Below are 14,139 nucleotides of genomic sequence, written 5' to 3' on the forward strand. Positions count from 1 at the left end.
GCGGGCTCGCTTGGTCAGGAAGGGGCATGGTCGGGAAGGGGCATGGTCACAACGGGCATGAGGCGTCCGCCCGCGTCGAGGGCGGCGGGCAGGGGGGCGCCGTCCGGCGCCATATAGGCACAAAGGGCGTGGAGGTGGGCGGCCAGCACGTCGAAGGCGAACGGGCCGCACACATAGGCGTAGAAATCGTGCGGGGCGCGGATGTCGCTCGCCAGGAAGCACTGGCAGTGGCGCCGCATCACGTCGAAGAAGAAGCGCCGGTAGGTAGCCGCCGAGACCATGTCGCGCACCGGCACGTGCCGCAGCAGCGGACGCTGCGCGAAATCGCCCACCGCGAGCTGGGGCTCGGCGAAGGTGGCGCGGTCGAGGGTCACCGGATTGACCTTGTAGAAGGAGACGATGTCGTCCCGCGACTGCACCTCCATCCAGCCGATCTGCGGCGCGGCGGCCACCCGCTGCGCCGCCGCCCGCAGCCGCGTGCCGGCGGGATGCAGGGCGAACTTCGCCGTGGTGCTGCCGAGGGTGAGGATGCGCACCGGCACCCGCGTGCCGAAGGCCGGGTCCTCATCGAGCGCGGCGGCCACCGTCGATACCGCATGCATGGCGCCGAGGCTGTGGCCAGCGATCACGATCTCGTCCAGGCCCTCCTCGTCCACGCCCTCGCGCGCGGCTTCGGCCGCCACGGCGCGCAGCCGCTCGGCGAAGGCGGCGACCCGCGCATCCACTTCGGGATGGCGGCCATGGGCGAAATCCACCGAGAACTCCGCCAGGTCGAGGGATTGCCTCAGGCGAAAGCGCCGCCCCGGCCAGCGCATCAGCAGCAGGCCGCTGGCGAGGGCCACCGCGACGCCGAAGAGCCCTGCCGCCAAAGCACCCAGGTGGGGCGCCAGCCATTGCGCCGCGCCGATGCCCACCGCAACCGCCGCCGCCCAGAAGGCCAGGAGCAGCAGATAGGTGAACAGGAAGAAGACGCCGTAGCGCCGGCTGGTGCGGAAATAGGCGAGCAGCGTGCCGCTGGTCACCATGTCGATGATGGCCCGCACGGAGCCGCGCAGGTGGGAGCGCACCGGCCGCTGCATGTCGGCGCGGGCGAGGTCGTCCCAGGCGAGGATCTCGAAGGTGGTGGCGGTGTGCCAGCCCTGGCCTTCCGCCTCGGACCGCCAGAGCGCACCGGTGGGCGTTGGCACCGGGGCGGCGTCGCGGCAGCGTGTCGCTGCCCGCCACACCGTGCCGAAGCGCTTCATCTCACGCAGGACGATGCGATGGTGGCCTTCCACCGTCATGGGATCGTACCCGGCCACGAAGAACACGTGGCGCCGGCCGACGCGCGTTGCTGGCACCTCCCGCATGGGGGCGCCTTCTAGCGAAAACCCTGGGGGATGGCCAGTGCGCCGATGGCGGCGTGGACCGCCATCGCGCCAGGGTTGAAACAACCGGGGCGGCAAAACGGTCGGTGACAACAAGAAGAGACAGTCACACTGACCATATTGCCGCGCGTTCTGAGCGGACCATTCCGTGTGCGGCAGACGCAGGGGAGTGGTCGGGCGAGAAGATCTGGTTGCAGGATGGCATTTGCACACCACACAAGAATGCCATACTGGCCCACGGTAGCGTTTTCGGGCTAAGACCGGTGCGCTTTACTCGTTCCATCCCGTGATGTTCGCGCCGGACCTGCCGTCATGAAGCTGCGTGATATTTTCCGCGGAGGCAAACCCAGGAAGCCTCGGGTCGCTCCCCTGGGTGCGCCGGCGGCACAGGTGTGGACCAGCCCTTCCAACACGCTGCGCGCGCTCGGTCCGTCCCCGTCCATTCTGGTGGTGAAGCTCGACCATATCGGCGACTTCATCACCGCGCTGCCCGCCGTGGAGCGGTTGCGGGCGGCGTTTCCCGCCTCGGCCATCTCGCTGCTCTGCGCGCCGTTCGTGGTGGAACTGGCGCGCTCCACGGGCCTGTTCGCGGCGGTCTACAGCTTCGATTTCTTCGGCGCCCGCATGCAGGCGCCGCGCTTCGCCAACGCGGACGACGTGAGCGAACTCAAGGCGATGGGGCTGCCGGCCCACGACATCGTCATCGACCTGAGGCAGGAGGACGAGGCGCGGGCGCTGCTCTGGGGCCTCGATGCCAAGGTCCGCGCCGGTTTCGCCGACCCATCCAATCCCTTTCCCCTCGATATCGCGCTGCCGGAGATGGAGCGCTGCATGCGCCGCAAGCCGTGGCCGGCGATGACCCATGCCTCCACCCGGCTGGTGCTGCTGGTGGAAGCGCTGGTGCATGCCCGCGACATGCGGGGCGAGACGGCACGGTTCGCGGCCGGCTCCGTTCCGGTGGGGAAGACGCAGAATTGCGTGATCCTCGCGCCGGGAACGCGGCTCGGCATCAAGGGCTGGACCGCTGAGGGCTGGATCGGCCTCGCGTCTGTCGTGGTGGAGCGCACCAGCCTCGACATCGCCGTCATCGGACGGGGCGAGGAGGCCGAGACGGTGGCGCGGATCGCCAGCGCGCTGCCGCCGGGCCGGCTGCGGGATTTCGTGGGCCAGGTGGACCTCGCCGACCTCCCGGCGCTGATGCGCCCCGCCGCCGCTTTCGTCGGGGTGGATACGGGCACCACCCATCTGGCCGCATCCATCGGTGTGCCCACCGTTGCGCTGTTCTCCGGCTTTGCCGATATCCGCGTCTGGGCGCCCGTGGGCCCGGCCACCGTGGTGGTGCATGCCGGTGCCGGCTGCGCGCCGTGCGGGCTGCCCTCCGAGCCCCTGTGCCCATACCAGCGCCGGTGCATGAGCGTGATCGATCCCGAGGCGGTGCTTTCCGCCATGTCCGGTGTTGCCGCCCATCCCGAACTGAAGCGCCTGCGCACCGCGCTGCAGCCGGAGCTTGTGTTCGCGGCCTCCTGAAGGCAGGAAGACCGGGCGGGCGACCACCTGTCCGCTGGGGCGACCGCGCTTCGCCGCGGCTCACAACAGTCGTTCTCGATTGCCGTGTTGACGTGTGTTCGTCGCGCAAAGCGGTATCCACTTCGTGCGAAAGCGCGCCAGTTGCGAGGGTCTCGTGTCCGCCGATCCGTCCACCGGTTCCCCCTTGTCCGCCGTCACCGTGGTGTTCGTCACCTACAACAGCGGCGCGGTGATCGGCCGGGCAGTGGCAAGCGTGCCGGAAGAGTGCCCGGTGGTGATCGTGGACAATGCAAGCCCCGAGGGCACCTCCTGGCGGGCCGGCCTGTCGCGGCCGGTGGATCTTCTCGAAATGCCGGCCAATGCGGGCTTCGGCACCGCCTGCAACGCCGGCGCGCGGCGGGCGGCCACGCCCTACGTGCTGTTCCTCAATCCCGACGCGGTGCTGGACGCCGATACCCTGCCGGCGCTCCTCGCCGCCGCTGGCCGCTATGGCGATCCGGCCATCCTGATGCCGGCCATCGTGGGCGAGAACGGCCGGCTGATGCGCAAGGAAGGCTCCATCCTGGAGAAGGTGCCGCGCCGCCTGCGCCTGTCGCCCGACGAGATCGCCGGGGATTATTGCACCCGCTTCGTCCACGGCGCCGCCTTCATGATGGCGCGGGACGCCTTCTTCGCCCTCGGCGGCTTCGACGAGGCCATCTTCCTCTACCATGAGGATGATGACCTCTCCCTGCGCGCCATCGCCCGGCGCATTCCCATCATTGTGGTGACGGCGGCGCGGGTGACCCATGCGGGTGGGCGCTCCAGCGCGCCCTCGTTCGGCCAGACCTTCCGGGTCAACCGCGCCAAGATGCAGTCGGAGCGCTATGTGCTGGAAAAATACGGCCGCTCGCGCGCGACCTTCGCCCAGATCGCCAAGCTCGCCGGAGGCTGCGTGCTGGCGCTGGCGTGCCTTGATCTGCACCGCTTCGCCATCCGGACCGGAAAAATGGCGGGATGTTTCGATGACGTGCGCCGAACGCCGCCCGCGCACGTATGAGGCACAGGCGGACGTTCGCATCGCCGGGGGAAGGGGCCGCCTGCTGACTGCCTGCCCCTCGGCCTTGTCCGTTGCATGCCACCGCGCGCGTGTGTAAGGCTCATTTTCCCGGTTCGTTCCGGACGGAGTTGTCCGTGACTTTGCTGAAGACCCCGCTGCTCGATACCATCCGTGATGCCGCCGACGTGCGGCGCCTGCCCCAGGACAAGCTGGCCCAGCTCGCCGCCGAACTGCGCGCGGAGACCATCGATGCCGTTTCCGTCACCGGCGGGCATCTAGGCGCGGGCCTGGGCGTGGTCGAGCTGACGGTGGCCCTGCACCATGTGTTCAACACCCCCCATGATCGCCTGATCTGGGATGTGGGCCACCAGTGCTACCCCCACAAGATTCTCACCGGCCGGCGCGACCGCATCCGCACCCTGCGCCAGGGCGGTGGCCTCTCGGGCTTCACCCGGCGGGCGGAGAGCGAATACGACCCGTTTGGAGCGGCGCATTCTTCTACCTCCATCTCCGCCGGCCTCGGCATGGCGGTGGCGCGCGACCTGTCGGGGGAAGAGCGCAACGTGGTGTGCGTGATCGGCGACGGCGCCATGTCCGCCGGCATGGCCTATGAGGCCATGAACAATGCCGGCGCCATGGACAGCCGGCTCATCGTCATTCTCAACGACAACGACATGTCCATCGCCCCGCCCACGGGGGCCATGTCGGCCTATCTGGCGCGGCTGATTTCGGGGCAGACCTACCGCTCGCTCCGGGAGATCGGCAAGCAGATCGCCGGTCATTTGCCCAAGTTCGTGGAGCGCGGCGCGGCGCGGGCCGAGGAATTCGCCCGCGGCTTCTGGACCGGCGGCACCCTGTTCGAGGAACTGGGCTTCTATTATGTGGGCCCCATCGACGGGCACAATCTGGACCACCTGCTGCCCGTGCTGAAGAACGTGCGGGACGCCAAGACCGGCCCCATCCTGGTCCATGTGGTGACCCAGAAGGGCAAGGGCTACGCCCCCGCCGAGGCCAGCGCCGACAAGTATCACGGCGTGGTCAAGTTCGACGTGGTGACCGGCGCCCAGGTGAAGGCCAAGTCCAACGCGCCGTCCTACACCCGCGTGTTCGCCGAGAGCCTCATTTCCGAAGCGCGGCGCGATCCCAAGGTGGTCGCGATCACCGCCGCCATGCCGTCGGGCACGGGGCTGGACCTGTTCGGGCAGGTCTATCCCGAGCGCACCTTCGACGTGGGCATCGCCGAGCAGCATGCGGTGACGTTCGCGGCCGGGCTCGCGGCGGAAGGCTTCAAGCCGTTCTGCGCGCTCTATTCCACCTTCCTCCAGCGGGCCTACGACCAGGTGGTGCACGACGTGGCGCTGCAGGGCCTGCCCGTGCGCTTCATCATCGACCGCGCCGGCCTCGTGGGCGCGGACGGGGCGACCCATGCGGGCGCCTTCGACATCGCCTTCCTCGCCTGCCTGCCCGGCATGGCCGTGATGGCCCCGGCCGACGAGGCCGAACTGGTGCACATGATGGCCACTGCCGTGGCCTATGACGATGGCCCCATCGCCGTGCGCTTCCCCCGCGGGGAAGGCGTGGGCGTGGAGCGGCCCGACCGGGGTGAAGTCCTGCCCATCGGCAAGGGCCGCATCGTGCGCGGAACCGGAGAGGGCGACATTGCTTTGCTCTCCCTCGGAACCCGCCTTGCCGCCTGCCTGGACGCCGCCGAGCGGCTGGAGGCGGCCGGCTTCGCTGTCACCGTGGCCGACGCCCGCTTCGCCAAGCCCCTCGACCGGGAGCTGGTGCTGAAGCTCGCCGCCGGCCATGGCGCGCTGGTCACGGTGGAAGAGGGCTCGGTGGGCGGCTTCGGCAGCCACGTGCTCCAGCTGGTCACCGACGAGGGCCTGCTGGACCGGGGCACCGTGAAGGTGCGCGCCATGGTGCTGCCCGACATCTACATCGACCAGGAGACCCAGGGCCGCCAGCTCGCCCAGGCCGGCCTCGACGCCGACGCCATCGTGGCCAAGGTGGAAGGGCTGCTGGGCAAGGCCAAGGCCGGGGTGAGCCTGCACAAGGCGGGGTGAGGGGAGGGGCGCGGCCCCGGCTATCGCGAGAGGATGAAGCTCGCGATGGCCGAAACGGCAGCATCGTCATTGCCCGCGAAGCCATGCGCCGCGAACGGGCCGCACGGATTGCCCTGCCCTGGTCCTGAATTGACCCAGGCGATTTGCGCCTTGCCGCTCCAGGCCTGAAACGGCGCGACCCCAGACGCGGGCGTGCTGGCGCAGGCGTCGTTGGGGTTGTGCACGATCAGCGTGGCCGGCAAGGCCGACGGCGAGCCTGCCACCGCCTTGACCGAGTTGGGCGCGGGTCCGGGCATCAGGGGCCCCGACACGAGGACGAGCCCGTTGGCGCGGCTACTCCCTGCCGCCGCCGCCAGGGTGCCTCGGCTCATGCCCACAACCACCACCGGCCGGCTGGCGGAGGCCACCGCAGCCCCGACATTGCCCTGGGCCACGATGGTCGCGATGCCGCGCTGTTCGAGCGCGGCGCGGTTGCGGATCAGGAAGTCGGAAGGGACGGCGCCGCCGGCGCCAGGGACGAGGATGGCCGTCGCGCGCGGTTTTCCCGCCTGCGCTGCTGCGCGATCCAAGGCCGCTCCCAGAACGCCGACGCCTACGGCCAGCCCGAAAGCAAGGAGACGGACGCGGCGATGATTGCCGCTTCGCTGAAGTCCGCTGGAGTTGTGCACGGTAAGCCCCCGGAAGCCCATCGGTCGATCCCCCATTCCGATCGACCCTTCCATGATAGGACCAAGCTGCAATTCATGCGAGTGCAGACGCTATTTCGCCCGTTCCGGCGCTTGATGGCCAGGGGGCGCAGCCTCGGTAGCGTCGGCCACCGCTGCGACATTCCGCCGGTGCACCGCCTCATAGGGCTCGAAATACGTCACCGCCCCGGTCGCGAACGCCTCCGCCGCAAATGTCCGCAAGTCCATCCCGGCCAGCTCCGGCTCGGTCTTCAGCCGCAACAGCTTCTCCACATAAGCCCGCGTCGCTGTGATCAGCGCCGGCCCGTAGCCGCCGGCGGCGATCACATCATCCGCGCCGTGATTGGGCAGGATGCGGGTCGCCCCCAGCGCCGCCAGCCGCTCCAGCCCCGCCAGGTGGGTGGCGAGGCGGTCGGGCTCGTCCACATAGGTGATGGGGTCTTCCAGCGTGTCGCCGGCCAGCAGCAGCCCGTCCGGCAGCAGGGCCACCGTGCCGTCCCGGCTGTGGATATCCATGTGGAAAATCGCCACCGGAACCGCACCGACGGTCAGCTCAAGCCGTTCCTCGAACAGGACATTCGGCAGGATCAGCGGGCGGATGGGCGGGTCGCCTGCCTCCAGTCGCTCCCTGTGGAGGGCGAGCAGGGCGGCGGTTTCCCGGTTGGCGATGATCTCGCAATCGGCGAACACTTCGTTGCCGGCCACATGGTCGTCATGCCAGTGGCTCAGCACCACGCGGATGCGCCGGGCACCCCGCCGTTCCAGCGTCTCCCGGATGATGCGGGCGTGGGCCAACGAGATGTGGGTGTCGTAGACCAGCGCCTCGTCGCCATCCACCACCGCATAGGAGGCGATGCCGAGGGCATAGGCGCCGTCGTCCAGCCAGTTCTCGTGGGTGCCATGCAGCCGCACCCCCGGCACCCGTCCGTCATAGAAGGCGAGCACGTGCGGGGCCGGCTCCAGCACCCGCAGGGTGGAGCCGGGCGCTGCAAGGGCAGTCCCGCTCACTCCGCCGCTTCGAGGGTGTGGCCGAGGCGGTGGGAGAGGGTGCCGAGCAGTTCCTTCGCGGCGTCGGCGATGACCGTGCCGGGCGGGAAGATGGCCTCGGCGCCGGCGGCTTTCAGCGCGTCATAGTCCTGCGGGGGCACCACGCCGCCCACCACCACCATGATGTCGCCCCGGCCTTCGGCCTCCAGCGCCGCCTTCAGCGCCGGCACCAGGGTGAGGTGGCCGGCGGCGAGGGAGGAGATGCCCACCACGTGCACGTCGTTCTCCACCGCCTGCCGGGCGGCTTCCTCGGGGGTGGCGAAGAGGGGGCCGATGTCCACGTCGAAGCCGAGGTCGGCGAAGGCGGAAGCGATCACCTTCTGGCCGCGGTCGTGGCCGTCCTGGCCCACCTTGGCGACGAGGATGCGCGGCCGGCGGCCTTCCGCCTGCTCGAATGCCTCCACCAGCTTCTGCAGCTTGCCCACCTTGTCGGTCATGGCCGTCGCCTCGCGCTTGTAGACGCCGGAGATGGCACGGATCTCGGCGCGGTGGCGGCCGAACACCTTCTCCAGCGCGTCGGAAATCTCGCCCACCGTGGCCTTGGCCCGTGCCGCGTCGATGGCCAGTGCCAAGAGGTTGCCGTTGGCCGCCGCGCCGTTGGTGAGGGCTTCGAGCTTGCCGTCCACCTCGTGCTGGTCGCGCTCGGCCCGCAGGCGGTTGAGCTTGTCGATCTGGGCGGCACGCACGGTGGCGTTCTCCACCTTCAGCACGTCGATCATGCGATCGCGCTCGGGCTTGAACTTGTTCACGCCCACCACGGTCTGCGCCCCGCCGTCGATGCGGGCCTGGGTGGTGGCGGCGGCCTCCTCGATGCGCAGCTTGGGGATGCCGGCCTCGATGGCCTTGGCCATGCCGCCCAGCGCCTCCACCTCCTGGATGTGCGCCCACGCCTTGGCGGCGAGATCGGCGGTGAGCTTCTCCACGAAATAGGAGCCGCCCCACAGGTCGATCTGCCGGGTGGTGCCGCTCTCCTGCTGCAGCAGGATTTGGGTGTTGCGGGCGATGCGGGCGGAGAAGTCCGTGGGCAGCGCCAGCGCCTCGTCCAGCGCATTGGTGTGCAGCGACTGGGTCTGGCCCTGGGTCGCCGCCATGGCCTCGATGGCGGTGCGCATGACGTTGTTGAACACGTCCTGCGCGGTCAGCGACCAGCCCGAGGTCTGCGAATGGGTGCGCAGGGGCAGCGACTTGGGGTTTTTGGCGCCGAGGTCGGTCATCAGGCGCGTCCACAGGAGGCGGGCGGCGCGCAGCTTCGCCACCTCCATGAAGAAGTTCATGCCGATGGCCCAGAAGAAGCTGAGGCGCGGCGCGAACACGTCGATGGGCAGGCCGGCGGCGGCGCCGGCGCGGCCATATTCCACGCCGTCCGCCAGCGTGTAGGCCAGCTCCAGGTCCTGCGTCGCCCCGGCTTCCTGCATATGGTAGCCGGAGATGGAGATGGAGTTGAAGCGCGGCATCTCCTTGGACGTGAAGGCGAAGATGTCCGAGATGATGCGCATGGAGGGGGTGGGCGGATAGATATAGGTGTTCCGCACCATGAATTCTTTGAGAATGTCGTTCTGGATGGTGCCGGAAAGCTTGGCCGGCGCCACGCCCTGTTCTTCCGCCGCCACCACATAGAGCGCCAGAATGGGCAGCACGGCGCCGTTCATGGTCATGGACACGCTCATCTGGTCGAGCGGGATGCCCGAGAACAGGGTGCGCATGTCGTAGATGCTATCGATGGCGACGCCCGCCATGCCCACGTCGCCGGCGACGCGGGGATGGTCTGAGTCATAGCCGCGATGGGTGGCGAGGTCGAAGGCCACCGAGAGGCCCTTCTGGCCGGCCGCAAGGTTGCGGCGGTAGAAGGCGTTGGAATCCTCCGCCGTGGAGAAGCCGGCATATTGCCGGATGGTCCAGGGCTGGGTGGCGTACATGGGGGCATAGGGCCCGCGCAGGAAGGGCGCGATGCCGGGATAGGTATCGATGTAGCCCAGCCCCTCGATATCCGCCGGGCCGTAGAGCGGCTTCACCGGGATGCCCTCGGGCGTCGTCCACGGGGCGGCGGCCGCCGAGGGGGCGACCAGCTCCGGCGCGCGCCAGTCGATGTCGGCAAAGTTGGGGATCCGGCTCATCTTCTGTTCCCTCGAAATCGGCCGCGGTGGCTTTGGCGGGACGTGACTTTGGCGGGTTCTGGCTCAGGCGCGCCGGGCAAGCCAGGAGCCGTTGCATTTGGGCTGGGGCGAGGACCAGTCACCCGAGGCCTGATCGCCTTCGGCGAGCCCGGTGGCGGTGACTTTGCGCTGCCCGTGGGTCAAGGTCATCCGCACCAGGCCTAGCTTGCTGATGCCGCCGGCGGCTTTCACCGGCCAATAGCCCGCGTAGGTGACCTTGCCATTCTTCACGGCCAGCTTGAAGTCGAAATTCTTGTTGCATTTGCCCTCCTCGGCGGAGGTGCGCACCACCCAGCTGCCGTCGAAGCGCCTGGCGTTGTCGGCGCGGGCGGGGCCAACGGCCGCCGCCGTGAGGAGCGCGAGGGCTACAAAAAAGCCTGGCACGAGGAGCGAGTTTCGCAGCCTTGAAAGGCCATCACGTCCGATCTTGTTCATCACCTTCCCCGCGGGCGCTGCGTCGCGCCTTCATTTCGTCGATCAGGTCCTGCAACTCGCACAGGGCGACGTGAAGGCTCACGGCCCGTGTTCCTGTAAGCTTGTCCCCGGCCTTCGGGCTGGGTACCAGTGCCGAGACAAGGGCCTCGAGAAGGCCTCCGCCGGACAGCCGGAAGATCCCCCAGAACATGTAAGCCCGCGGATGCCTCAGGAATCCGCGTGTGCCGCTGGCGTGCCGCCGCGCCCTCTTGTCCTGCCCCAGTGTATCGATCTCCCGCCACAGGGCTTCGCAGCGTGTGGCGATCTCGCTGTCCGGCAGGCGCGCTAGATCTGATCGCAGGTTCCAAGCCAATGGCGTCTCTCATCGGCCCCTCACGCGAGGCCCGCTGCCGCCTGTGCGGCGGTCAGCGTCTCCAGCACGTCGCAGCCAGCGAAAATGAAGCCGGAAACGCCGGCCGCCTTGAGCGCGGCTTCCAGCTCGGCCGGCTTGCCGGCGAGCCAGACGGTGCTGGCGCCGGCGGCTTTCAGGGCCTCGGCGGTGGCTGCCCCCTCGGCCGCATAGACCTCGTCCGACGAGACGAGGCAGGCGAAGGGCGTGCCTGCGGCACTGAAGGCGGCCACCAGCGCGTCGCGGTCGGCGAAGCCGTCCGGTACTGGAGCGGCAATGCCGCCGGCCTCGAAGAAGTTCCTTGCGAAGCCCGCCCGCGCCGTGAAGGCGGCGACGGGACCAAGCGTGGCAAGGAAGACGGCCGGCGCCTTCGCGGCGGCTTCCGCCTTGTCGCGCAGGGCCTCGAAGGGCTCCGACGTGCGGTGGGGTGTCAGCGCGCCGTCGGCCACGGGCTCGAAGGTGGCGGGCAGGGGCGCCAGCACTTCCGGCGCCTGCTGCACCAGGATGGGGAATTCCGAGGTGCCGGTGATGGGCGCCTTGCGCGTGGCCACATCCTTGTCGCGGCGGGCCTTCACCTCGGTGATCTCGGCCTTGAACCAGCGGTCCTCCAGCACGTCGGCCATGCCGCCACGCTTCTCGATGGTGCGGAACAGGTCCCAGGCCTTTTCCGCGAGCCCGTCGGTGTGGGCCTCCACCGCGCCGGCGCCGGCGCCGGGGTCGGCCACACGGTGGACGTTGCTCTCCTCCAGCAGCATCACCTGGGTGTTGCGGGCGAGGCGCCGGGCGAACGCGTCCGGCAGGCCCAGCGCCTGGGTGAAGGGCAGCACGGTGAGGCTGTCTGCTCCGCCGACGCCGGCCGCGAACGCCGCCACCGTGTTGCGCAGCAGGTTCACATAAGGGTCGCGCCGGGTCAGGGAGCGCCACGCGGTGGTGGCGTGCACCTTCAGCGCGGTTTCCGGCAGGCCACATTCGCGCAGCACCGCGCCCCACAGCAGGCGGATGGCGCGGAACTTGGCGATGGTGGCGGTCTGGTTCAGGTCCGCCACCAGGGCGACTTCGATGCGCGCCGCCGCCTCCGACAGGGCGATGCCGGCCTCCCCATAGGCCTTGAGATAGGCCACGGCGGTGGCCAGCACGGCCCCCAGTTCCTGCGCGTCGGACGCCCCGGCCGCATGGAACACGCCGCCGTCCGCCCGCGCGAACGGGCCGGCAAAGCCGCGCGCGGCGAGGATGGCGGAGGTCTCGGCGAAGCGCTTGGCCAGAAGCGGCCACGCCATGGGCAGGGTGCCGGCGGCGGCAAAATCCCCCAGCGGGTTCAGGCCGAAGGAGACGGCGAGGCCCTTGGGATCGAAGCCCACGGCCTCGGCATGGTCGGCGAAGGCGAGGTCGTCGCCGCGGCCCTGGAAGGCGCCACTCTCGATGCGCGTCTCGATGAGGTCGAGCAGCACGTCCTTGAGCACCACCTTCAGGTCGGCGCCGTCCGGCAGGCCAAAGCCATAGGCCGAGGGCGCGGAGGCATAGACCAGGGCGAGGCCGGAGGCGCCGCCGTCCAGATCCTCCAGCGCCTGCGCGTGGGCGGCGGCAAGGTCGCTCTGGTCCACCCGGGCGCTGATGACCCACGGCGCGCCGGCCGGCCGTCCGGCCACGATGGGGGCGTCCGGCTTGCGCTCGGGCAGGGCGTCGAGGGCAAGGCCCTCATAGGTGCGGGTGACGAGGCGCTTGTCGTAGGGCGCGCCCTTCAGCACGCCCTCGACCAGCTTCAGCCAGTCTTCGCGGGTGACGGGGGCAAGGTTGGTCGCGAAGGGCAGGGCGGTCATGAGCGGACCTCCGGGAGAGGGAACAGGAGAGAAACAGTGCGCTGCGAAGCAGCGTCTTGCCCGGCCTCGTACCGGGCATCCGCACCCGGCGGCCAGGAGCGACATTGGGGTGCCGCGTCCCGGCCTTGGGCTTTGCGCCCCCTCTCCCCTTGTGGGAGAGGGCCGGGGTGAGGGGATGCGCAAGGCGTGGACGCGAGCGCTGGACGAGAGGTCGCAGCCCCCTCGCCCCCATCCGCTCTCCCGCAAGGGGAGAGGGGAGCCGCGCTGTGCCGGGGATCGGCGAAACAGGCGCCCATCACCGCCCCTCCCGTGCCGCCAGCGCCCGCTCGGCGTCGAACATGTAGTCGCGCAGCACCGGCACGTCGTCGCGCTTCTCGGAGAGCAGCAGCTGGAACACCATGTTGGAGCCGTGCAGGAAGCCCAGCTCCACGGCGGCGAGATAGAATTCCCACATGCGGCCGAAGCGCTCGCCCATCATGGCGTCCACCTCGGAGCGCCGGGCCATGAAGTTTCGCCGCCACGCGCGGATTGTCCAGTAATAGTGCAGGCGCAGCACCTCGCAATCATCCACCCACAAATGGGTACGCTCGGTGGAGGCGAACACTTCCGACAGCGCCGGCACATAGCCGCCGGGGAAGATATATTTGCGGATGAACGGCGCCGTGGTGCCGGGGGGCGACATGCGGCCAATGGCGTGGACCAGAGCGAAGCCGCCGTCGTCCAGAAGGTTGCGGATGGTGGTGAAGTAATCGTCGAAGTGCGAAACGCCCACATGCTCCATCATGCCGATGGAGACCACGCGGTCGAACTTGCCCTCAAGGTTGCGATAATCCACCTCGCGGAAGTCGATGGAGCCGGCGACGCCCGCAGCTTCGGCAAGCCGCCGGCTTTCGGCCAGCTGCTCCGGCGAGACGTTGATGGCGGTGACCTGCGCGCCGCATTCCTTCGCCATGTAGATGGCAAGCCCGCCCCAGCCGGAGCCGATCTCCGCCACCCGCATGCCGGGGGAGATCTTCAGCTTGGCGGCGATATGGCGGAACTTGTTGCGCTGCGCCTCCGCCAGCGGCTCTTCCGGATCGCGAAAATAGGCGCAGCTGTAGGCCATGGTCTCGTCCAGCCACAGCCGGTAGAAGGCGGCCGGGTGGTCGTAGTGGGACGAGACGTTCTCCTTCGCCTTGTTGACCGGGTTCGCCTGCTGGAACCGCCGCACCGAGCGCCACGCCTTGCGCAGCGCCTGCTGCACCGGGTGGCTGCCCAGCCCCTTGCGGTTCACCGAGAACAGGGACAGCAGCTCGAACGCGCCGGCCCCGTCCTCGAAGGAGAGGCGGCCGTCCATATAGGCCTCGGCCGCCACCAGTTCCGGATTGAAGAACAGGTCGCGCTCCAGCTTCCTGTCATGCATGCGCACGGTGACGGAAGGCCCGTCCACCCCCGAGCCGAAAGCGTGGCGCTGGCCGTCGGCGGTGATCACCGTCAGGCGGCCCTTTTCCACGAAGCGGCTCAGGAGGTGGGAGAGGAGGCGCATTAATGGGCTCCGGCGATCTCCCTCTCCCGCTTGCGGGGGAGGGACGGGGTGGGGGCGGACGAGCGAGAGGTTTTCACACGGCAGGGCAT

Annotated in this window: 11 protein-coding genes; 3 read left to right on the forward strand and 8 right to left on the reverse strand. The window is 69.4% G+C overall.

Translation table 11 applies throughout. The features are described from left to right. Positions 1–14 precede the first annotated feature (14 nt). Complete coding sequence (locus K9U41_RS09365; protein ID WP_282640572.1) at positions 15–1,349, reverse strand: hypothetical protein; 1,335 nt, start codon at positions 1,347–1,349, stop codon at positions 15–17. A 408-nt stretch (positions 1,350–1,757) separates the two neighbouring features. Between K9U41_RS09365 and K9U41_RS09370 the strand changes: the two genes are divergently transcribed. The 3 genes from K9U41_RS09370 (at position 1,758) to dxs (ending at position 5,999) form a co-directional block, all read left to right on the forward strand. Then, positions 1,758–2,894: a glycosyltransferase family 9 protein gene (locus K9U41_RS09370; RefSeq protein ID WP_282640573.1), complete on the forward strand. Its 1,137-nt coding sequence runs from the start codon at positions 1,758–1,760 to the stop codon at positions 2,892–2,894. A 154-nt stretch (positions 2,895–3,048) separates the two neighbouring features. Beyond that, positions 3,049–3,933, forward strand: coding sequence for a glycosyltransferase family 2 protein (locus tag K9U41_RS09375; protein WP_282640574.1), 885 nt, complete (start codon positions 3,049–3,051; stop codon positions 3,931–3,933). A gap of 134 nt (positions 3,934–4,067) precedes the next feature. Continuing rightward, positions 4,068–5,999, forward strand: a complete 1,932-nt coding sequence (dxs, locus tag K9U41_RS09380) for a 1-deoxy-D-xylulose-5-phosphate synthase (RefSeq protein ID WP_282640575.1) — start codon at positions 4,068–4,070, stop codon at positions 5,997–5,999. A 20-nt stretch (positions 6,000–6,019) separates the two neighbouring features. Here dxs and K9U41_RS09385 read toward each other — a convergent pair whose 3' ends face one another. From K9U41_RS09385 to K9U41_RS09415, 7 genes are all read right to left on the reverse strand, one after another. Beyond that, positions 6,020–6,667: an alpha/beta hydrolase gene (locus K9U41_RS09385; RefSeq protein WP_282640576.1), complete on the reverse strand. Its 648-nt coding sequence runs from the start codon at positions 6,665–6,667 to the stop codon at positions 6,020–6,022. Positions 6,668–6,757: 90 nt separating this feature from the next. Then, positions 6,758–7,693 carry an MBL fold metallo-hydrolase gene (locus K9U41_RS09390; RefSeq protein WP_282640577.1) on the reverse strand — a complete coding sequence of 312 codons (936 nt, stop codon included), beginning with the start codon at positions 7,691–7,693 and terminating at the stop codon, positions 6,758–6,760. Then, entirely contained in the window at positions 7,690–9,846 is a 2,157-nt protein-coding gene (gene scpA, locus K9U41_RS09395; RefSeq protein ID WP_282640578.1) for a methylmalonyl-CoA mutase, read from the reverse strand. Before scpA ends, K9U41_RS09390 begins: the two co-directional genes overlap by 4 nt. A gap of 63 nt (positions 9,847–9,909) precedes the next feature. Then, positions 9,910–10,320, reverse strand: coding sequence for a hypothetical protein (locus K9U41_RS09400; RefSeq protein WP_282640579.1), 411 nt, complete (start codon positions 10,318–10,320; stop codon positions 9,910–9,912). Beyond that, positions 10,301–10,672 (reverse strand): hypothetical protein, encoded by a 372-nt coding sequence (locus K9U41_RS09405; protein WP_282640580.1) that lies wholly within the window; start codon positions 10,670–10,672, stop codon positions 10,301–10,303. Before K9U41_RS09405 ends, K9U41_RS09400 begins: the two co-directional genes overlap by 20 nt. A gap of 20 nt (positions 10,673–10,692) precedes the next feature. Next, complete coding sequence (locus K9U41_RS09410; protein ID WP_282640581.1) at positions 10,693–12,525, reverse strand: methylmalonyl-CoA mutase subunit beta; 1,833 nt, start codon at positions 12,523–12,525, stop codon at positions 10,693–10,695. A gap of 295 nt (positions 12,526–12,820) precedes the next feature. Next, positions 12,821–14,050, reverse strand: a complete 1,230-nt coding sequence (locus K9U41_RS09415) for a cyclopropane-fatty-acyl-phospholipid synthase family protein (protein WP_282640582.1) — start codon at positions 14,048–14,050, stop codon at positions 12,821–12,823. Positions 14,051–14,139: the final 89 nt, after the last annotated feature.

The organism is Xanthobacter autotrophicus (assembly GCF_029991245.1).
Lineage (GTDB): Bacteria > Pseudomonadota > Alphaproteobacteria > Rhizobiales > Xanthobacteraceae > Xanthobacter > Xanthobacter autotrophicus_C.

Coding starts and splice junctions, on each gene's coding strand:
- K9U41_RS09415 (WP_282640582.1), bottom strand. CDS start 14,050: ATGCGCCTCCTCTCCCACCTCCTGAGCCGCTTCGTGGAAAAGGGCCGC.
- scpA (WP_282640578.1), bottom strand. CDS start 9,846: ATGAGCCGGATCCCCAACTTTGCCGACATCGACTGGCGCGCGCCGGAG.
- K9U41_RS09365 (WP_282640572.1), bottom strand. CDS start 1,349: ATGCGGGAGGTGCCAGCAACGCGCGTCGGCCGGCGCCACGTGTTCTTC.
- K9U41_RS09410 (WP_282640581.1), bottom strand. CDS start 12,525: ATGACCGCCCTGCCCTTCGCGACCAACCTTGCCCCCGTCACCCGCGAA.
- K9U41_RS09400 (WP_282640579.1), bottom strand. CDS start 10,320: ATGAACAAGATCGGACGTGATGGCCTTTCAAGGCTGCGAAACTCGCTC.